We start from the raw sequence: 20,397 nt of genomic DNA on the forward strand, positions 1-20,397 counted from the left end.
TAGAAATCGAATGGAAAATCTGACGGGCTGCCCCCGTCATACGCTATCCCTTTTGTGCCCTTGTCTATATTAGTGAAATGCTGTTCCCTCAAAAGGGTGTGCGTTTTATCGCTGTCAACGATAATGTGGACAGTGCCAGCGAGGGCATGGACAACGATTTTACCCCGCTGCGAAATCTGTTCAATGAATGGCTGGTGAGAGATACGAGCAAGAAAATCAAGGCAGTGAAAAAGTCAAAAGGCATGAGCGGCAAGCCTGTTACCAGCAAGCCGGTTTACGGCTATGTGATGGACGAGGACGAGAATTTTATTATAGACGAGGAAGCCGCCCCGGTGGTGCAGCAGATTTACCAGCTTTGCCTTGCCGGGAACGGCCCGACCAAGATTGCCCGTATGCTGACGGAGCAGCAAATCCCCACGCCGGGGACGCTGGAATATCAGCGGACAGGCAGCACCCGCCGTTATCACCCAGGCTATGAGTGCAAATGGGCGACCAACACCGTCGTTCATATCCTCGAAAACCGAGAGTACACCGGATGTCTGGTGAACTTCAAAACGGAAAAGCCTTCTTATAAGGTCAAGCACAGCATAGAGAACCCCGTCGAGAAGCAGGCCATTTTCGAGAACCACCATGAGCCGATCATCGACAAGGAAACATGGGAACGGGTGCAGGAGTTACGCAAACAGCGCAAACGCCCGAACCGCTACGATGAAGTGGGGCTGTTCTCCGGGATTTTGTTCTGCGCCGACTGCGGCCATGTGCTGTATCAGCAGCGGTATCAGAACAAAGACCGCAAACAGGACTGCTACATCTGCGGCAGCTACAAGAAGCGCACCCGCAACTGTACGGCGCACTTTATCCGCACCGATCTGTTGACCGCTGGTGTCCTGGCAAATCTCCGGCAAGTGACCGAATACGCAGCCAAGCATGAGAGCCGGTTTGTGAAACTACTTGTCCAGCAGAACGAGATCGGCGGCAAGCGAAAGACCGCCGCAGCCATCAAGCAGCTTGAACAGGCGCAGGAACGCATTTCTGAAATCAGCCGCATTATCAAGCGGCTGTATGAGGACAATGTAAACGGCAAAATCAGCGATGAGCGTTTCATGGAACTGTCGGCTGACTACGAAGCCGAGCAAGCGGAGCTGAAAAAGAGAGCCGCCGCCCTGCAAGCCGAACTGGACAAGTCACAGGCAGCTACCGTCAACGCCGAGAAATTTATGGGCATTGTCCGCAAGCACCTTGCCTTTGAAGAACTGACCCCCACTCTCTTGCGGGAAATGATCGAGAAAATTGTGGTGCATGAGTGCAGCTATGATGAGAACGGCACCCGCAGGCAGGACATTGAGATTTATTACAGCTTTGTCGGCAAGATTGACTTGCCCGAATAACCGCCCGACCTATCCGACACAATGGCCAAGTGTCGGATAGGAACGGCAAAATTTTTTGCACTTCTATTGCTTCTTTATCACACATAAGCAAGGGCGCCGGGGTTATCCACGGTGATGGTGACGGCAAAGCACTTGGTGCCCTCGGTGGTGTAGCGGGAGACCTTCTGCACGTCGGTGACGGTGCCGTCCAGGTTGAGCATGAGGCTGGCGATGGAGACCTGGGCCTTGGAGCCCACCCGGATCTCGGACTCATAGGCGTAGCTGTAATACTCGGTGAGGGTCATCTGGCTGTCGTCCACCAGCTGGGCCAGCTTGGTACCGGCCTGCACGGAGTCGCCGGCCTCCACCTCCACCTCGGTGACGGTGCCGGAGAAGGGGGCGGTGACGGTCAGATGGGAGAGGGTCTCCTGGAGGTCGGAGAGCTGGGTCTGGGCCGTGGTGAGCTCATCCTGGAGATCGGCGATCTGATCCTGGTAGGTGCCGATCTGCTCATCCAGCTCCGAGTCGTCCTGTTCGTAGAGGAGATCGCCCGCCTGGACGATGTCGCCCGCGGCCACATAGACCTTGGTGATCTCCGCGGTGGAGGCCACGGTGGCGGTCTGGCTGTCGGCCGGGAGGGTCACACCGGTGCCCGTGATGGTGGTGGCAAGGCTCCCGGTGGTGAGGGTCTCGGTGAGCGGCGTGGAGGACTCCGAGGGGGAGAAGAGCTGGTAGAGGGCGAATCCCCCGGCGGCCAGCACCGCCAGCGCCGGCAGAAGGAGCAGGCGCTTTGGGAGCGTTCGGCGCTTCCTGGGGGTTTCATAAGCGGACGGGGCGTCCGCAGGGAGGGTTGTGAGCTGCATACATTCAGCCTCCTGTTCTTTAATTCTTTCCTAGTATAAAGTGGGAAACTGAAATTACTCTGAAGAAGAGGGGGCCGAGTGTGAACGGCGTGTAAATTTCCTTGTCAGTGCCGGTAAAATCTGCTATGATGATGCGTACCAGAACGGGGAGAAATGGGGGATTTCGGTGTTATTAGAGGAAGACCAGCGCTATCTGGAGCGGCTGGTGGGACTGTATTACAACTATGGCGAGGACGTGGGCTCCGCCGAGATGCAGCGTATCGCGGGCGGCATGCTGGAGCGGTTGCGGGGCAATGCGCTGGGAGAAGAGGACTACGCCTGGCTCCTGGCCCGGGTGCGCAACCAGATGGAGACCGTGGCGGGCATGGGCGATCCGGAGGACCCGGACCGCAAGGCCTTTCTGGACAAGTGCGGCGCCATCGCCGCTCGTCTGACCGCCGCCCTGGAGGGGCGCTGACGCCAAGAGAAGAGGGACCCTGAAGGGCATGGCTCCACCGGACAGGGTCTTTTTTTCTGCCCGGAGCCGGGGAAACCGGGGGAAATCGCCCGAACAACCGGGAGAGAGGCGCGATTTTGCATTGAGTATCCGGTACGGGTATGTTATAATATCCCATGTATGCATATACTGAAACAAACGCGTAAGTCTGGAACAATGTCTAGAGGTGTATCTATGAATATAGTAGTGTTGGCGGGCGGACTGAGTCCGGAACGCAACGTGTCCTTCGCGTCGGGCGCCATGGTGGCGCAGGCTCTGCAGCGGAAAGGGCACCAGGTAGCCATGGTGGACCTGTATCTGGGACTGGAGGACTATGGGCATCCGCTCGCGGATCTGTTCCGGCTTCCGCCCCCGCTGCCCGATCTGAGCATCAAGGAGGAGGAGCCCGATCTGGAGGCGGTGAAGGCCGCGCGCAAGCTCCAGAGCGGGAGCATTTTCGGCCAGGGCGTGCTGGCGGCCTGCCAGATGGCCGACGTGGTGTTCAATGCCCTCCACGGCGAGAGCGGCGAGGACGGGCGCATCCAGGCTGCGTTCGATATGCTGGGCATCGCCTATACCGGCTCGGGCTATCTGGGCAGCGCCATCGCCATGGATAAGAACTACACCAAGCAGCTGGCGGCGGCCGAGGGCATCCTCACCCCCCAGTGGCGCACCGTCAAGCTCACCGACCGGGAGATCGAAGAGGTGGAGCGCAGCGAGCCCCTGCCCTGCGTGGTGAAGATCCACAACGGAGGCTCGTCGGTGGGCGTGTTCATCTGCCGCACCGGGGAGGAGCTCCACAAGGCCCTGCGGGAGTGCCGCCGCCTGGGCCGCCAGGTGCTGGTGGAGCAGTTCGTGGAGGGCCGGGATTTCTTCTGCGGCGTGCTGGACGGCGAGAGCCTGCCCCCCATCGAGGTCATCCCCAAGACGGGCTTTTACGACTATAAGAACAAGTATGTGGCCGGGGCCTCTCTGGAGGTCTGTCCCGCCCAGGTGGACGGGAAGGCGGAGGCCCAGATGCGCTCGGCCGCCCGGCGGATCCATGAGCTGCTGGGTCTCACGGCCTATTCCCGCAGCGACTTTGTGCTGGACAAGGACAACCGGCCCTGGTTCCTGGAGGTCAACACCCTGCCCGGTATGACGGACACCAGCCTCCTGCCCCAGGAGGCCGCGGCGGTGGGTGTGGACTACGACACCCTGTGCCAGAAGATCGTGGACGCCTCGCTGGAGGCCCGGAAAGAACAGAAATAAAAACGCGGGACCCAAGGTCCCCAGGAGGAGATTCGATGGAAGCCATCACCATACGCGAGATCATGGAGGTCGTGGGCGGGCACATGCTGGGCGAGTTTCACGACCTGGACCGGGAGATCACCCGGGTCGAGACCGACAGCCGGACCATCCATGAGGGGTCCCTCTTCGTGCCCCTGTCCGGCGAGCGCTTTGACGGTCACGCCTACATCAACGCCGCGCTGGAGGGGGGAGCCGCAGGCTGCTTCACCCAGCGGGAGCGGGAGAGCTATCTGCCCGGAAAGTTCTATATCAAGGTGGCCAACACCGGCCGGGCCCTGCGGGATCTTGCCAAGCACTATAAGAGCAAGTTCCACATCCCCTTTGTGGCCCTGACCGGCTCGGTGGGCAAGACCACCACCAAGGACATGGTGGCCGCCGTGCTGGGGGAGAAGTTCAAGGTCCTCAAGACCGAGGGCAACCTGAACAACGACATCGGCGTGCCCATGACCCTGCTGCGCCTGAACCGGGAGCATGAGATCGCCGTGCTGGAGCTGGGCATGAACCACGCCGGGGAGATCGACTATCTCTCCGACATCGTGGAGCCCGACGTGGCCCTCATCACCAACGTGGGCGACTCCCACATCGAGTTCTTCGGCACCCGGGAGAAGATCCTGGAGGCCAAGAGCGAGATCTTCCACCACGCCAAGAAGGACTGCTTTGTGGTCCTCAACGGCGACGATCCCCTCCTGCGCTCCCTGGAGCCCAAGCTGCCCTTTGAGACGGTCTGGTGCGGCGGGGGCGAGGGCCTGGACTACCGGGCCAGCGACATCGTCAGCGACGGCAAGAGCCACATGACCTGCCGGGTCAAGACCCCCCGGATGGAGGGAACGGTGGAGATCCCCGCCCTGGGCGAGCACATGATCTATCCCACCCTGATGGCCATGGCGGTGGGCGAGCACTTCGGCCTCACCGAGAAGGAGATCGTGGACGGCGTGCTCCACTTCGCGCCCACCAAGATGCGCATGAACATCATCCACCGGGCCGACGACATCACCATCCTCAACGACACCTACAATGCCAATCCCCAGTCCATGCGCGCGGCGGTGGAGGTCCTCTCCAACACCAAGGCCGAGCACAAGGTGGCCGTGCTGGGCGACATGTTCGAGCTGGGCCCCCTGGCCCCGGTGCTCCACGCCGGCGTGGGCGAGTACCTGGGCAAGGTGGGGATCGACTGCCTGGTGGCGGTGGGTGAGCTGGCCAAGCACATCTACGACGCGGCCAAGCTGAGCCCCCTGGAGGAGGTCTACTACTGCCCCGATAAGGAGAGCGCCCACAGCGTGCTGGACCAGGTGCTCCGGCCCCATACCACCGTCCTGGTCAAGGCCTCCCGCGGTATGGCCTTCGAGGACCTGGTGGAGTACCTCAAGAGCAAGACAAAAGAGGCTGAGTAAATTCGGAGCCGCGGACTCCCCAAGGGGGCCCGCGGCCTTTTCCGCAACATAGGAGTACAACAATGATCGATATATCCGTATCCGGCCTCGTCAAGGAGTTCGAGGTCGGCACACGCATTCTGGACGGCCTGACCTTCCAGATCGACCAGGGAGAACGGGTGGGCCTGCTGGGCAAAAACGGCGCGGGCAAGACCACCTTTCTGAAGATCCTCACCGGGGAGCTGGACTATGACGAGGGAGAAGTGGTGGTGGCCCCGGGCAAGACCATGGGCCTCATCTCCCAGATCCCCGTCTATCCGGCGGAGTATACGGTGGACGACGTGCTGCGCACCGCCTTTGAGCGGCTCCACCGCATGGAGCGGGAGATGGCCGAGCTCACCGAGCGCATGGCCCACGACTCCGACCCCGCCATCCTGAGCCGCTATGACAAGCTGACCGCCGCCTTTGAGGCGGGGGGCGGCTACGACACCGAGACTGAGCTGGGCAAGGTCTGCAACGGCCTGCTCATCTCCCAGGAGATGCGCCGGCAGCTCTTCTCCTCCCTCTCCGGCGGGGAAAAGACCCGGGTGAACCTGGGCCGGCTCATTCTGGAGGATACCGACATCCTCCTGCTGGACGAGCCCACCAACCACCTGGACCTGCGGGCCACCGAGTGGCTGGAGGAATATCTGGACCGCTTCAAGGGGACCGTGCTGGCCATCTCCCATGACCGCTGGTTCCTGGACCGGGTGGTCAAGCGGGTCATCGAGATCCAGGAGGGCAAGGCCGAATTCTACGCGGGCAATTACAGCTTTTATGCCGAGGAGAAGGAGCGCCGCTACGAGGAGAAGCTCAAGCAGTACGAGAAGGAGCAGGCCAAGATCGAGCAGCTCCAGACCGCGGCGGATAAGCTCCACCTGTGGGCCTTCATGGGCAACGATAAGCTGCACAAGCGGGCCTTCTCCATGGAAAAGCGGATCGAGCGCCTGCGCAAGACCGACAAGCCCAAGAAAGAGCGCAAGCTGGACATGCGCTTCGGCGAGCGGGACTTTCAGGGGGACGAGGTGCTCCTCATCAAGGGCCTGGAGAAGGGCTTTGAGGGGCGCACCCTCTTCCACGACGTGGACCTCCTCATCGAGGGTGGGGAGCGCATCGCCCTGCTGGGGGACAACGGCACCGGCAAGTCCACCTTCCTCAAGCTCATCATGGGGGAGGAGCTCCCCGACGGGGGCAAGATCCGCCGGGGCCCCACGGTGAAGATCGGGTATCTCCCCCAGATCATCCACTTCGACCACCCCGAGCGCAACCTGGTGGACACCATGCTCTACGCCCAGAACTGCACCACCCAGACCGCCCGCAACCGGCTGGCCTCCTTCAACTTCCGGGGGGAGGACGTGTTCAAGCCGGTCTCCGCCCTCTCGGGCGGGGAGCAGAGCCGGCTGCGGCTGTGCATGCTCATGGACGAGAACATCAACCTGCTCATCCTGGACGAGCCCACCAACCATCTGGACATCGCCTCCCGGGAGTGGATCGAGGAGGCGGTCACCGACTACGAGGGGACGCTGCTCTTTGTCTCCCACGACCGCTATTTCATCAACCAGTTTGCAAGCCGCATCTGGATGATCGAGGACGGACAGGTCATCGATTTCCGGGGGACCTTTGAGGAGTTCCGGGCCTTTCAGGAGCGGCGCAAGCAGCTGGAGCTGGCCGCCAAGGCCGCCCCGGCCAAGGGGCCCAAGGAGGAGAGCAAGCCCAAGCCCCCCAAGCGCAGCGGCGGCACCAAGATGCTGGAGAAGCAGGTGAGCGCCGCCGAGCGGGCGGTGGCCAAGGCCGAGGAGGCCCTGGAGGCCCTCAACGGCCAGATGGAGGAGGCCGCCACCGACTATGTGCGCCTGCAGGAGCTGTGCGCGGAGAAGGAGCGCATGGAGGGGGAGCTTGCCGCCCTTTATGAGCAGTGGGAAGAGCTCTCAGCCGCCCTGGAGGAGGCTCAGGGGTGAGCCGGGAGCGGTTCCCCCGCCGGGGGATCGGCCCCGTGGTCCCGGCGCTCTGCCTCTTCCTGGCGGCGGGCCTCACGCACCACTTCGCCTCGGGGGCCTATCGGTTTGTGGGACTGGTCCTTCTGGCCTTCGCGGTCCTGGCGCTCCTGTGGGGGCTGGGGTCCTATGGCTCCCCGGCCTTACGGCGGGCCCTGCGGGGGAGCGCCATTGTGCTGGCCATCGCGGGGGCCATGTGCTTTGCGGTGCTGGAGGGCCTGGTGCTGGCCGGGGACCGGACCGAGATAAAAGAGGAGCCCCAGGTGATGGTGATTCTGGGCGCCCAGGTAAAGCCCTGGGGGCCCTCCGTCCTCCTGAAGGACCGGCTGGATACGGCCCTGGACTACTGGCGGGAGCACCCGGAGCTACCCCTGGTGGTCTCGGGCGGACAGGGGAGCGACGAGCCCATGTCCGAGGCCCAGTGCATGTATGACTATCTCACCGAACAGGGGGTCCCGGGGGAGCAGATCTGGATGGAGGAGAACTCCCGCAATACCGTCCAGAACTTCCGGGAGACCGCCCGGCTCCTGGAGGAGCGGGGCATGGAGCCGGAGGAGACCCACATCCTGGTGGTGTCCAACGGCTTTCATCTGACCCGGGCCAGGATGCTGGCCGACCGGAACGGGTTTACCCATGTCTCCACCCTGGCGGCCCCCAGCAGCGATCTGCCCGCCCGGGTGAACAGCTACGTGCGGGAGGCCCCCGCCCTGCTCAAATCCTGGCTGCTGGACCGCTGACCGGAAACCAACGAAAAAGGAGTGCCTATGAACGATAAATTGGAGGCGCTGGACCTGCGCTATCAGGTGCTGGAGGCCCAGCTCAACGCCCCGGAGACCTACAACGACCCCGCGCTGGTGACCAAGCTCAACCGGGAACAGCGGGAGCTGGAGCCGGTGGTCACGGCCTACCGGAACCTGAACCGCCGCAAGAGCGACCTGGCCGACGCCGAGGAGCTGATGGGCGACCCGGAGATGGCCGAGATGGCCAAAGAGGAATTTGCCCAGGCCAAGAAGGACATCGAGACCCTGGAGCAGGAGCTCAAGATCCTCCTGCTCCCCAAGGACCCCAACGACGGCAAGAACGTCATCGTGGAGATCCGGGCCGGCGTGGGCGGGGAGGAGGCGGCCCTCTTTGCCCACTCCCTCCACCGGATGTACTCCATGTACGCCGAGGCCCGGGGCTGGAAGGTGGACCTGGTGAACCTGAGCGAGACCGAGCTGGGGGGCGTCAAGGAGCTCTCCATGGTCATCGAGGGGGAGGGGGTCTACTCCCGGCTGAAGTTTGAGAGCGGCGTCCACCGGGTGCAGCGGGTCCCCGAGACCGAGAGCGGCGGACGCATCCACACCTCCACCGCCACCGTGGCCGTCCTCCCTGAGATGGAGGAGGTGGACGTGCAGATCAATCCCGCCGACATCGAGATGCAGGTCTTCCGCTCCTCGGGCGCGGGCGGCCAGCACGTGAACAAGACCTCCTCCGCCGTGCGCCTCATCCACAAGCCCACCGGCACGGTGGTGGAGTGCCAGCAGGAGCGCAGCCAGTTCCAGAACCGGGACAAGGCCATGCGCATTCTGGCCTCCAAGCTCTACGAGGCCGAGCAGGAGCGCCTGAGCAGCGAGTTCGAGAGCCAGCGCCGCAGCCAGGTGGGCTCGGGCATGCGCAACGAGCGCATCCGCACCTACAACTTCCCCCAGGGGCGGGTGACCGACCACCGCATCGGCCTGACCCTCTATAAGATCGACGCCGTGATGGACGGCGATCTGGACGAGCTCATCGACGCGCTGGTGACTGCCGACCAGGCCGAGCGTCTGAAGAGCGGGGAAGAGGCGTAAAGTTTAATTGATTTACAGTGTGGGCGGAGGAGCCGCGGGCCGTCCGCCCCCATACGAGCACAGAAAAGAGGAACAGTATGGAACTTCGCATCCACTATACCGCCCTCCCCCAGGGCATGGAGGAGGACCGGCTCAAGCTGGAGCTGGCCCAGGTCCTGGACGAGGAAGGCTGGCTCACCGGCTCTGGCACAAGCGATTCCGGGTTTTGGCTGGAGCTGGAGCTGGAGGACGAGCGGGCCAACCCCAAGTACGGCATCCTGGCCGTCAAGCACTACCTCCAGCGCAGCGGCTTTGCCCGGGATACCGCCATTGAGCTCTCCGGCATGCCGGTTGGAATCTACGAGTAACGAGCAGAAATCAGGTGTACAAACTGTGAAGACAAAACGCTTTACATCTCAGCAGACCCAAGAGGCGGCCCGCATTCTGGCCGAGGGCGGGCTTCTGGGCATCCCCACGGAGACCGTGTACGGTCTGGGCGCCAACGGCCTGGACGCCGACGCGGTGTCCCGCATCTTTGCGGCCAAGGGACGGCCCCAGGACAACCCCTTGATCCTGCACATCCCCACGGCGGACTGGCTGGAGCGGTACTGCACCGACATCCCGGCTACCGCCTATGCGCTGGCCGGGCGCTTCTGGCCGGGCCCGCTGACCATGATCCTGCGGCGCAAGCCCATGGTGCCCGACGTGGTGACGGCGGGACTGGACACGGTGGGGATGCGCTGTCCCTCCCATCCGGTGTGCCGGGCCATCCTCACCGCCGCGGACCTGCCGGTGGCGGCCCCCTCGGGGAACACCTCCGGCCGGCCCAGCCCCACCAACATGGCGGACATGCTGGAGGACATGGACGGGAAGATCGATGGCATCGTGGACGGGGGCCCCTGCTCCGTGGGGGTGGAGTCCACCATCGTGGACCTGACGGTACAGCCCCCCCGTCTCCTGCGGCCCGGCGGCGTGACGCTGGAGGAGCTGCGGGAGGTGCTGGGCGAGGTGGCGGTGGACGAGGCCGTCACCCGGCTCCTGAGCGCGGGGGAGAAGCCCCGGGCCCCCGGCATGAAGTACCGGCACTACGCCCCCAAGGCCCCGGTGACCGTGGTCCAGGGGGAGGCGGCCGAGAGCGCCCGCTACATCCGCCGCCACATCGGCGACCAGGACGGGGTCATCTGCTTTGCGGAGTTCACCCATCTCTTCGAGGGGCACCCGGTGGAGTCCATCGGCCCCAAGGCCGACCAGGCCGAGCAGGCCCGGCGGGTCTTCGACGCTCTGCGGGCCTTTGACGGCACGGAGGTGGAGCAGATCTGGGCCCAGGGACCGGAGCCCTCCGGCATCGGTCTGGCGGTGTCCAACCGGCTGAACAAGGCGGCCGGCTTCCACATCGTGGAGGTCTGAGCAGACGGGGAGGGAGCGGCATGGCGATTTTGCTGGTCTATGCGGCAGTGGTGCTGCTGTTTGTGCTGGACCGGATGAAAAAGATCGAGCTGGGGCATCCGGTGTGGGTGCTCCTCACCGGGGCAGGCTATTTCTGTTCCACGCTCTGGACGGCGGCCCTCACGCTGCTGGCTCTGGTGCAGACGGTGGAGGGTGCGGGAATTTCGTCCCTGCTGGCGTGGGGGCAGGCGGCCCTGTCCGCCCTGCCGGGGACCCTTCTGGGGCTCTACGTGGTGGGGAAGGCCAACTTCTTCCCCCTGGCCCGGGTCCCGGAGGCCACGCGGGTTCAGCGTGCCGCGCGGATTCTGGATGACGGCCTGGCGCTGGGCATCCCGCTCCAGGTGCTGCTCCTCGGCGGCTATGGGTACGCGGCGGTCGCCCTCCACGGGGCCTTTCAGGGGCCGGTGTGGATGCTGCCCTTTTACCCTCTGGTGCTGGCGGCCCTCTGGCCCATGCTGCACCTGGTCTTTCACGTGGCCCTGGTGGCCATCGTTCTGGACCCCCTGATCCTTCTGGCCGCCTTTCTCATCGGCGTGCTGTGGACCGTGCAGGAGATCTTCCTCCTCCACGGCCTGGTCCGGGGGTGTGTTTTGCAAAAAAAGCGCCCCGGCGCGCTGGCCCTCCATATCCTGCTGGGCCTGGTGCCGGCGGTCAATCTGATCCTGGCCATCCACCTGCGCCTTGCGCTGCGGGCGGGGGCGCGGGAGGAGGTATCCATATGAAGCGCATCGGCATCACCGGCCCCACCGGGGCGGGCAAGACCACGGCGCTGCACGCCCTCACCGCCCTGGGGGCGGCGGTCATCGACGCGGACGCCATGTACCACGATCTGCTCTCCTCCGACCAGGGATTGAAAGAGGCCCTGACCGGACGGTTCGGCACGGGGATCCTGGACGAGGGGGGACAGATCGCCCGCAAGCGGCTGGGGGAGATCGTCTTTAGCGATCATCAGGCCCTGGAGGACCTGAACGCCATCACCCACCGCTTCATTCTGGAAGAGCTGGAACGGCGGACCGAGGCGGCCCGGCGAGAGGGCCGGGAAGCGGTGGCGGTGGACGCCATCCGGCTCATCGAGAGCGGGATCGGCGCCTCCTGCGACGCGGTGGTGGGCATTCTGGCCCCGTCCGAGCTGCGCATCCGCCGTATCATGGCCCGGGAGGGGATCGGCGAGGCGTACGCCCGGAAGCGGGTGGAGTCCCAGCCCGGCGACGATTTTTACCGGGCGCACTGCTCTCATATCTTGGAAAACGGCCCGGAGGATACGCCCGAGACCTTCCAGCGCCGGGCCTTGACTCTGTTTCAGTCCCTGCTGGGAGGGGAAAAAGAAATTCCCAGTTCATGACTGGAAAAAAAGATTCACTTGTGGTAGGATAGACAAGGACGCATTGAGGCGCGCCTCTTTGCTCCGGCGCGTCTGCCATTGTGATATAAGGAGGATCTTTCCTATGGAAGACAAGAAAAAGAGTGTGGGTGAGCTGCGCCGCGAAGCGCTCTGCTACGCCCCCAAGAATGGTTACGATCGTATTTCCGCCGATGAAGAGGCGGCCATGCGTGCTTACTGCGAGGAGTATAAGAAGTTCCTGGACGCCGGCAAGACCGAGCGGGAGTGTGTGGACGAGGCCATCCGTCAGGCCGAGGCCCGGGGCTTCAAGCCCTTTGTCCGGGGCATGGAGCTCAAGGCGGGCGACAAGGTCTACCGCTCCAACCGGGGCAAGGCCCTGATGCTGGCGGTGATCGGCAATCGCTCCCTGGCCGATGGCGTAAACATCGGCGCGGCCCATATCGACTCTCCCCGCCTGGACCTGAAGCCCAATCCTCTCTATGAGGACGGCGAGATGGCCTTCTTCAAGACCCACTACTACGGCGGCATCCGCAAGTACCAGTGGGTGACCATCCCCCTGGAGCTCCACGGCGTGATCGCCCTGAAGAACGGCACCGTTCTCAAGGTGGCCATCGGCACCGGCGCCGGCGATCCCCTCTTCACCGTGGACGATCTGCTGCCCCACCTGGGCGCGGAGCAGTCCAAGAAGCCCCTGGGCGAGGCCATCCCCGCCGAGAGCCTGAACATCCTGGTGGGCAGCCGTCCCTTTAAGGACGACGAGGGCGCCGACCGGGTCAAGCTGGCCATCCTGGACATCCTGAACCAGAAGTACGGCATCGTGGAGGAGGACTTCATCTCCGCCGAGCTGGAGGCCGTCCCCGCCTTCCGTGCCAGCGACATCGGCTTTGACCGCTCCCTCATCGGCGCCTATGGCCACGATGACCGGGTGTGCGCCTATGCGGAGTTTGCCGCCATCCTGGAGCTGGGCGTGCCCGAGCGCACCGCCGTGTGCATCCTGGCCGACAAGGAGGAGATCGGCTCCGAGGGCGTGTCCGGCATGCAGTCCGCCACCTTTGACACCTTCATGTCCGACCTGTGCGACACCCAGAAGGTGCCCCTGAAGGCCTGCTACGAGAAGTCCTTCTGCCTCTCCGCCGACGTGACCGCGGCTTACGATCCCAATTTCCCCGAGGTCTATGAGAAGCGCAACAGCGCCCGTGTCAACTACGGTATGGGCCTGTCCAAGTACACCGGAGCCCGGGGCAAGTCCGGCTCCTCCGACGCGGCCGCCGAGGTGGTGGCCTATGTCCGCCGCACCCTGGACGAGGCCGGCGTGCTCTGGCAGATGGCCGAGCTGGGCAAGGTGGACGCGGGCGGCGGCGGCACCGTGGCCTGCTTCATGGCCAACCGCGATATCGACACCATCGATGCCGGTGTGCCCGTGCTCTCCATGCACTCTCCTTTTGAGACGGTCTCCAAGCTGGACTGCTACATGACCTACAAGGGCATGAAGGCGGTCTACGAGGCCAAGTAAGATCGCTTCTCAAAAACGCAGAGCGTTTTTTCGAGGGGATGCAGTCCGCTGCGCGCACTCGCTAGCGCTCGCACACTTGCGGCCTGAGCAGAGTGTTTTCCGACGTGCATGCCGCCGGAAAACACGATTTGATCCTCTTCCGCCGTCTGCGGACGGCGGAACTCTGCGAGGCGCTTGCATCGAAAACGCAGAATACACGCGATCGAGAATGTAAGGAGCCCCGGACGTTTGTCCGGGGCTCCTTTTTGGATAGAGGGCAAAAAATCGGGCAACCTATCCTCAAACCAAGAGGGGGGAACCGACATGGAGCAAAACAAATCCGAGCAGATGGAAGAGGGGCGGGCCCAGATCGAAGAGCTGGGCTCCTCCGTGATCCGCACCCGGCGGGGCGCCATCCATACCCTGACCATTGTGGGCCAGATCGAGGGACACCAGGTTCTGGACCCGTCCACCAAGACCACCAAATACGAGCATGTGCTGCCGCTGCTGGCCGCGGTGGAGGAGAGCGACGACATCGACGGCCTTCTGGTCCTCCTCAACACCGTGGGCGGGGACATCGAGGCGGGGCTGGCCATCGCGGAGCTCATCTCCGGGATGAAGAAGCCCACGGTATCCCTGGTGCTGGGAGGCGGGCACTCCATCGGCGTGCCGCTGGCGGTGTCCGCGCAGACCTCCTTCATCGCGCCCTCGGCCGCCATGACCATCCATCCGGTGCGCATGTCGGGAACGGTCATCGGCGTGTCCCAGACCTTCCACTATTTCAGCCGCATCCAGGAGCGGATTCTGGACTTTGTCACCCGCCACAGCAGGATCCAGCGGGATACCTTTACCGAGCTGATGCTCCAGACCGGGGAGCTGGCCGCCGACGTGGGCAGCGTGGTCCACGGGGAAGAGGCGGTGGCCATTGGACTCATCGACCATGTGGGCGGCCTCTCCGACGCGCTGGAGTGCCTGCACCAGATGATGGACCGCAGAGAGAGCGAGCGGACAAGAGGATAAAACAGAGAGGAATGGAGTTTGCTCCATTCCTTTTTTGTTGACATAACGGCAAGAAAAAACGTGGAAATCTGCGGGAAAGTATGGTATCATATTCCTGTATGTCATGCATACCGTCTGCACGCCGTCCCGCAGAGAGGATCGAGAAGGGGCGGTGAAGGAGAATGGAGGGATCCGGGTTGAATCTGATACAATCCATACTGATGGGCGTGATCCAGGGCATTGCGGAATTTCTTCCCATTTCCAGCTCTGGCCACCTGGTGCTGTTTGAGACCTTTTTCGGGATGAAAGAGACCGAGTCCATGCTCTTTTCGGTGCTCCTTCATCTGGGAACACTGATCTCGGTTTGTATCTACTACCGCAAGGACGTGTGGGAGATGCTGCGGGCCTTCGGCGCGTGGGTGACCGCCCTGGTCAAGCGGGACCCCAAGGGGATGGGACGTCCCACACCGGCCGGGCGCATGATCATCCTGCTGGTGACGGCCACCCTGCCGCTCGTTGTCCTCCTGCCCATCCACAAGTGGCTGGAGCGGACCTTCTCCCACAATATCTCGGTCTCCATCGCCATGCTCCTGACCGGATTCCTGCTCTTCTTCTCGGACCGGCGGGCCAAGGGACACAAGAACGCCAAGAGCGCCACGCTGGTGGATGCCCTTCTGGTGGGCGCGGCCCAGGCCGTGGGCACCATACCCGGGATCTCCCGCTCCGGTATCACCATCTCCACCGGCCTCTTCCGGGGTTTTGACCGGAAGTTCGCGGTGCGCTTCTCCTTCCTGATGAGCCTGCCCGCCGTACTGGGGGCCAACCTGCTCAAGATCGGGGAGGCGGCCGCTGCGGGAGTGGACCCCGCCCTCATCCCCGGATACATCGCCGGCGTCATCGTGGCGGCAGTGGTGGGCTATTTCGCCATCCGGCTGGTGAACCTCCTCTCGGACAAGGGACGCTTCGGCATGTTCGCCTATTACTGCTGGGTCGTGGGCCTGGGCGCTCTCATCGCCGGGATCATTGTGCCCTTCTTCGGCAAGTAATGAAACTTTACAACCATTGAAACTCTAGGGAATGAGGCATGGTGACCATGCCTCATTCTGCGCAGAAAGGATGAACTCCATGGCCACAGCACAAAAGAAGTCATCCGGGGGAAAGCGAGCCGCTCCCCGCTCCGGGACCAAGCGGAGCGGCGGGACGAGCCGCGCCTCCTCCGGTGCAGGGAAGTCCCGCGCCTCCGGCGGGAGCCGGAAAAAGAGCGGCGCTTCCGCCCCCAAGCCCATCCGGCGGGGGGTAGGCGCGCTGATCTGCCTGCTTCTGGCCATCTTTGCCGCGCTGGGCTATTTCCAGGTCAAGGCCCTCTTCATCGACTTTTTCGTGGGCGGGGTCAAGGGCCTGATCGGCTACGGCTTCCTGCTGCTGCCCCCCATGCTGCTGGTGGCCAGCGGGATTCTGGCCTTCCACCGGGGACGTCCGGTCCAGCTGCGGGTCTGGTGTACCCTGCTGCTGCCGGTGGTCTTCGGCGCGCTGCTCCACCTGCTTCTGGCCAAGGGAACCTACGCCTGGGACCTCAAGCTCTTCCAGACCCTCTGGAAGGAGGGCGAAGCCCTTCAGAGCGGCGGCGTGGTCAGCGGCATTCTGGCCCTGTCCTTCGGGGCCATCTTCAGCAAGTTCGGCGCGGGCATCGTCTTCCTGCTCACCGGGGCCCTTCTGGTCATGGGGGCGGCGCGGGTGACCCTGGCCGATATCGTGGACTATATCCGGGACCGCCCGGCCTATGAGGAGGAAGAGCTCCCGCCCCGCAGAGAGAAGAAGCCGGCCCCCGCCCCTGCCCCCCGGGGACGGGGAAGCGCGGAGATCGACATCCCGGTGGACGAGGGACCCCTGGTGGGGAAAGCGCCGGTGTCCAGCCCGCTCTTTACCAAGAAGGGCAAGTTCTTCAACCAGAAGCCCTCGGTGCCCACGCCCGATGAGGTCCTGGCGGGGAGAGACCGGGTCCAGCCGCCCGAGCCCACGGTGCCTGTGCTGAGCAAGCCCGAGCCCGCCCCGGTCCAGCCGGAGGCGGAAGTGGAGGAGCCGGCGGCGGTCCAGGCCCCGGTGCCCGAGCGGGTGGAGGAGCCGGTGGTCCAGCCTGCTCCCGAGCCCAAGCCCCCGCTGGGACTCTTCCGGCGGGAGAGTCCGCCGGAGCCCGCCCCTCTGCCCGTGGAGGAGTCCGAGCCGGTCCGTCCTCCCATGCCGCCCATGCCCGAGATCCAGCGGGAGCCCGCGGTGACCGCGCCCAAGGCCAAGGCGGAGGAGACCGCCCGGGCCGCCGCCGAGGTGAGCCGGGACATCACCCAGAGCCTGGAGCGGGAAGAGGTGGGGCCGGAGTATCAGTATCCCCCCATCGATCTGCTCCAGCAGAGCCGGGGGGTCTCGGCCAGCGACATGGCCGGGGAGCTCCAGGCCAACCAGCTCCGGCTGGCCGACACCATCCACTCCTTCGGCATCGACGCCGCCATCGTGGACGCGGTGCGGGGCCCCTCGGTCACCCGGTATGAGCTGGAGCTGGCCCAGGGCGTGCGGATGAACAAGCTCACCAATCTCACCGACGACATCGCGCTGGCCCTGGGAGCCACCGGAGTGCGCATCGCCCCCATTCCGGGCAAGATCTCCATGGTGGGCATCGAGGTGCCCAACAAGCTGGTGGCCCCGGTGGGCATCCGGGACGTGATCGACTCCCGGGAGTTCCGGGAGAGCCCGTCCAAGGTCTCCTTCGCGGTGGGCAAGGACATCAGCAACCGCTGCGTGGTGTGCAACATCGGAAAGCTGCCCCATCTGCTCATCGCGGGCACCACCGGCTCCGGTAAGTCGGTGTGTACCAACTCCCTCATCATCTCCCTGCTCTATAAGGCCACACCCGAGGAGGTCCGCCTCATCATGGTGGACCCCAAGATGGTGGAATTGGGCATCTATAACGGCATCCCCCATCTGCTCATCCCCGTGGTGACCGACCCCAAAAAGGCGGCCGGCGCCCTCCAGTGGGCGGTGACCGAGATGATGAAGCGGTACCGCTCCTTCGCCGAGGTGGGAGTGCGGGACCTGAAATCCTACAACGCCCTGGCCGAGCGCACCGAGGGAATGAAGAAAATGCCCTCGGTGGTGGTGGTCATCGACGAGCTGGCCGACCTGATGCTGGTGGCCGCAAAAGAGGTGGAAGAGTCCATCTGCCGTGTGGCCCAGATGGGCCGCGCCTCGGGCATGCACCTGATCATCGCCACCCAGCGTCCCTCGGCCGACGTCATCACCGGCCTCATGAAGGCCAACATCCCCAGCCGCATCGCCTTTGCGGTCCAGTCCTCTCTGGACTCCCGCATCATCCTGGACACCACCGGCGCGGAGAAGCTGGTGGGCCGGGGCGACATGCTCTACTTCCCCCTGGGCTCGGGCAAGCCCCAGCGGGTACAGGGCTGCTTCATCTCGGACGAGGAAGTGGCCAGCGTGGTGGAGTTCGTCAAGCGCAGCGGCACCGCGGAGTACGACGAGGAGGTCCTCCACGAGATCGAGCAGAACGCCGCAGCCAAGGACAAGGGGAACAAGGGCGGCGGAGAGAGCGCCGTCGACAGCTCCGAGGACGATTACGACGAGCTCCTGCCCAACGCCATCGAGGTGGTGGTGGAGACCGGCATGGCGTCGGTGTCCATGCTCCAGCGGCGTCTGAAACTGGGCTATTCCCGGGCGGCCCGCCTGGTGGACCAGATGGAGGAGAAGGGCGTGGTGGGCCCCTTTGAGGGCTCCAAGCCCCGTCAGGTCCTCATCTCCAAGGCCCAGTGGCAGGAGATGCAGTATAAGCAGAACATGCCGGCCGGGGCCTCTCCCATGTCGGAGCCGGTGCCCGAAGAGCTGGAATTTGAGCGGGATGCCATCGAACAGGCGCCCCCCTTTGATCTGGACGACTGAGGAGGCAGCGAGTATGGAGTGGAGAGAGTGCACACAGCAGGATGAACAGGCGGTGCTGGAGGGGCTGCGTGCCTACAATCAGCCCTATATCGGCACCAGTACGGACCTCTCCCAGTGTGTGGAGGAGGAAGGCCGGGTGGTGGCCGGGATTTTGGCCCGCCTGCTGGGGGACTGCATCTATGTGGAGATCCTCTGGGTGGACGAGTCCCTGCGGCACCGGGGCGTGGGGCGGGAGCTCCTCGCCCGGGTGGAGGCGGCGGGAAGGGCCCGGGGCGCCAAGCGCATCGAGCTGGACACCTTCTCCTTCCAGGCCCCGGAGTACTACCCCAAGCTGGGGTTCCGGGAGTTCGGCCGGGTGGAGCCCTACGCCGGCACCCATGGACGGTACTATTTCGTTAAAGAACTGGATTAAAAAAAGCCGCCTGCGGGCGGCTTTTTTGCGTGCCGCATCGGTTCGACACGCGAAGCGCCCGGGACCCAATCGGTCCCGGGCGCTGTGGTTATCGCAGTTATTAACGCTTGCGCACCGGCGCGGAGTGGAGGCTCTGGCCGAAGGCGGCCTCCACCGCCTCGCTGATTCCCTCGGCGAAGGTGGGATGGGGCCGGACGGGGGAGAGCATCTGCTCTGCGGTCAGCCCCAGGGTGACGGCGGTGTTGAGCTCGCTGACGAGATCGGTGGCCCGGTGGCAGAGGAGCTGTGCCCCCAGCAGGACGTGGCTCTCCCCGTGGAAGACCACCTTGATGAAGGTGCGCCCGCCCCCCTCGATCACGGTACGGCCGTTGCCGCCCATCACGTACTTGCCCACCAGGGTGGGGATGCCCTGGGCCTTGCACTCGTCGGCGGTCAGGCCGGTCTGGGCGATCTCCGGGGAGGTGTAGACGCAGGAGGGGATGGGGGAGGACACACGCTCGGGCACATGGCCGTAGAGGAGCTCCACGGCGCGGACGCCCTCGGCCTCGGCCTTGTGGGCCAGCTGGATGCCGCCGATGGCGTCTCCAATGGCCAGAATGCTGGGCACGGAGGTCTCATAGCGGTCGTTGACCACCAGCATCCCACGGTTGAGCTCCACCTCCACGCCGTCGAAGAGCCCGGCGGTGTTGGCCCGGCGGCCCATGGCGGCCAGCACCGTGACGCCGGAGGCCGCCTTCTCCTCCTCCTTGTGGGTGAAGTGGACGGTGAGACGGCCGTCCTCCTGGGTCAGCCGGGAGACCATGGCGGAGGTATAGATCTCCACGCCCTGCTTTTTCAGCTGCATGGAGACCGACTGGGAGATCTCCCGGTCCAGGTTGGCCAGAATGCGCTCCAGCGCCTCCACGATGACCACCTTGGTGCCCATGGCGGCCCAGACGGTGGCCAGCTCCACGCCGATGACGCCGCCGCCGATGATGACCATGGAGTCCCGGGGAGAGATGTCATCCAGTAGCTCGTCGCTGGTCACCACCCCGGGCAAATCCAGTCCGGGGATGGGAGGACGGGAGGGGATGGAGCCGGCGGCGACCAGGATATGCGCGCCCTCATAGGTGTTCTCTCCGGCCCGGACGGTCTGGGGACCGGTGATGACGGCGTGCTCGGCGATCAGATCGATCTTGTTGCCCTTGATGAGGGAGGCCATTCCGTCCCGCAGGGTGGAGACCACCTCGTTTTTCCGGGCGGCCAGCCCGGCCCAGTCGGGCTGTACGTCGCCCAGGGCGATACCGGGGATGCCCTCCTTCAGCTCCTGATAGCGCTGGGAGGTGTGCATCAGGGCCTTGGTGGGGATACAGCCCCGGTTGAGACAGGTGCCGCCGGGCTCCCGCGCCTCAAAGAGGGCGACTTTCTTTCCCAGCTGGGCGGCCTTGACGGCAGCGGCAAAGCCGCCGGGCCCGCCGCCGATGACGAGCAGATCATATTGCATGGGTGATACCTCCAGTCATTCAATAAAAGCGGCGCCCGCCGAAGAAATAGATTCCGGCGTGTTCTGCGGCAGCGC

17 protein-coding genes and 1 pseudogene are annotated in these 20,397 nt (G+C 64.3%); 16 read left to right on the forward strand and 2 right to left on the reverse strand.

Annotated elements, in window-relative coordinates; genetic code table 11:
- Positions 1-71 precede the first annotated feature (71 nt).
- Positions 72-1,388, forward strand: a pseudogene (locus I2C21_RS16145) (recombinase family protein); the annotation flags it as partial.
- Positions 1,389-1,465: 77 nt separating this feature from the next.
- Here I2C21_RS16145 and I2C21_RS16150 read toward each other — a convergent pair.
- A complete protein-coding gene (locus I2C21_RS16150) occupies positions 1,466-2,230 on the reverse strand; it encodes an efflux RND transporter periplasmic adaptor subunit (protein WP_195279745.1) in 765 nt (254 codons plus the stop codon).
- A 166-nt stretch (positions 2,231-2,396) separates the two neighbouring features.
- Between I2C21_RS16150 and I2C21_RS16155 the strand changes: the two genes are divergently transcribed.
- The 15 genes from I2C21_RS16155 (at position 2,397) to I2C21_RS16225 (ending at position 18,839) form a co-directional block, all read left to right on the forward strand.
- Positions 2,397-2,687, forward strand: coding sequence for a hypothetical protein (locus I2C21_RS16155; protein WP_145996876.1), 291 nt, complete (start codon positions 2,397-2,399; stop codon positions 2,685-2,687).
- A gap of 213 nt (positions 2,688-2,900) precedes the next feature.
- Complete coding sequence (locus I2C21_RS16160) at positions 2,901-3,956, forward strand: D-alanine--D-alanine ligase family protein (protein WP_101692901.1); 1,056 nt, start codon at positions 2,901-2,903, stop codon at positions 3,954-3,956.
- A 35-nt stretch (positions 3,957-3,991) separates the two neighbouring features.
- Positions 3,992-5,386, forward strand: a complete 1,395-nt coding sequence (locus I2C21_RS16165; RefSeq protein WP_195279746.1) for a UDP-N-acetylmuramoyl-tripeptide--D-alanyl-D-alanine ligase — start codon at positions 3,992-3,994, stop codon at positions 5,384-5,386.
- 62 nt (positions 5,387-5,448) lie between these two features.
- Positions 5,449-7,362 (forward strand): ABC-F family ATP-binding cassette domain-containing protein, encoded by a 1,914-nt coding sequence (locus I2C21_RS16170; RefSeq protein WP_195279747.1) that lies wholly within the window; start codon positions 5,449-5,451, stop codon positions 7,360-7,362.
- A complete protein-coding gene (locus I2C21_RS16175; protein WP_353654831.1) occupies positions 7,359-8,135 on the forward strand; it encodes a YdcF family protein in 777 nt (258 codons plus the stop codon). The genes I2C21_RS16170 and I2C21_RS16175 overlap by 4 nt, the downstream gene beginning before the upstream one ends.
- Before the next feature lie 27 nt (positions 8,136-8,162).
- Positions 8,163-9,227, forward strand: a complete 1,065-nt coding sequence (gene prfA, locus I2C21_RS16180) for a peptide chain release factor 1 (protein WP_195279748.1) — start codon at positions 8,163-8,165, stop codon at positions 9,225-9,227.
- 77 nt (positions 9,228-9,304) lie between these two features.
- Positions 9,305-9,574 carry a hypothetical protein gene (locus I2C21_RS16185; RefSeq protein ID WP_186963682.1) on the forward strand — a complete coding sequence of 90 codons (270 nt, stop codon included), beginning with the start codon at positions 9,305-9,307 and terminating at the stop codon, positions 9,572-9,574.
- 25 nt (positions 9,575-9,599) lie between these two features.
- Positions 9,600-10,613 carry an L-threonylcarbamoyladenylate synthase gene (locus tag I2C21_RS16190; RefSeq protein ID WP_186963680.1) on the forward strand — a complete coding sequence of 338 codons (1,014 nt, stop codon included), beginning with the start codon at positions 9,600-9,602 and terminating at the stop codon, positions 10,611-10,613.
- 20 nt (positions 10,614-10,633) lie between these two features.
- Positions 10,634-11,374: a hypothetical protein gene (locus I2C21_RS16195; RefSeq protein WP_195279749.1), complete on the forward strand. Its 741-nt coding sequence runs from the start codon at positions 10,634-10,636 to the stop codon at positions 11,372-11,374.
- The gene (gene coaE, locus I2C21_RS16200; RefSeq protein WP_195279750.1) at positions 11,371-11,994 is read left to right on the forward strand and encodes a dephospho-CoA kinase; all 624 of its coding nucleotides are present in this window, start codon (positions 11,371-11,373) and stop codon (positions 11,992-11,994) included. Before I2C21_RS16195 ends, coaE begins: the two co-directional genes overlap by 4 nt.
- A 103-nt stretch (positions 11,995-12,097) precedes the next feature.
- Positions 12,098-13,507 carry an aminopeptidase gene (locus I2C21_RS16205; RefSeq protein ID WP_186963674.1) on the forward strand — a complete coding sequence of 470 codons (1,410 nt, stop codon included), beginning with the start codon at positions 12,098-12,100 and terminating at the stop codon, positions 13,505-13,507.
- Positions 13,508-13,810: 303 nt separating this feature from the next.
- The gene (locus tag I2C21_RS16210; protein WP_186963673.1) at positions 13,811-14,506 is read left to right on the forward strand and encodes a ClpP family protease; all 696 of its coding nucleotides are present in this window, start codon (positions 13,811-13,813) and stop codon (positions 14,504-14,506) included.
- 176 nt (positions 14,507-14,682) lie between these two features.
- On the forward strand, positions 14,683-15,531 hold the full coding sequence (locus I2C21_RS16215) for an undecaprenyl-diphosphate phosphatase (protein WP_286167333.1): 849 nt from the start codon (positions 14,683-14,685) through the stop codon (positions 15,529-15,531).
- 79 nt (positions 15,532-15,610) lie between these two features.
- Positions 15,611-18,427: a DNA translocase FtsK gene (locus I2C21_RS16220; RefSeq protein ID WP_195279752.1), complete on the forward strand. Its 2,817-nt coding sequence runs from the start codon at positions 15,611-15,613 to the stop codon at positions 18,425-18,427.
- A 13-nt stretch (positions 18,428-18,440) separates the two neighbouring features.
- The gene (locus I2C21_RS16225) at positions 18,441-18,839 is read left to right on the forward strand and encodes a GNAT family N-acetyltransferase (RefSeq protein WP_195279753.1); all 399 of its coding nucleotides are present in this window, start codon (positions 18,441-18,443) and stop codon (positions 18,837-18,839) included.
- 100 nt (positions 18,840-18,939) lie between these two features.
- On the opposite strand, the gene lpdA is transcribed toward I2C21_RS16225, so the two are convergent.
- Entirely contained in the window at positions 18,940-20,322 is a 1,383-nt protein-coding gene (gene lpdA, locus I2C21_RS16230) for a dihydrolipoyl dehydrogenase (RefSeq protein ID WP_195279754.1), read from the reverse strand.
- Positions 20,323-20,397 lie beyond the last annotated feature (75 nt).

It is taken from the genome of Clostridium sp. J1101437_171009_A5 (genome assembly GCF_015547905.1).
Taxonomy (GTDB): domain Bacteria; phylum Bacillota; class Clostridia; order Oscillospirales; family Oscillospiraceae; genus Pseudoflavonifractor_A; species Pseudoflavonifractor_A gallinarum.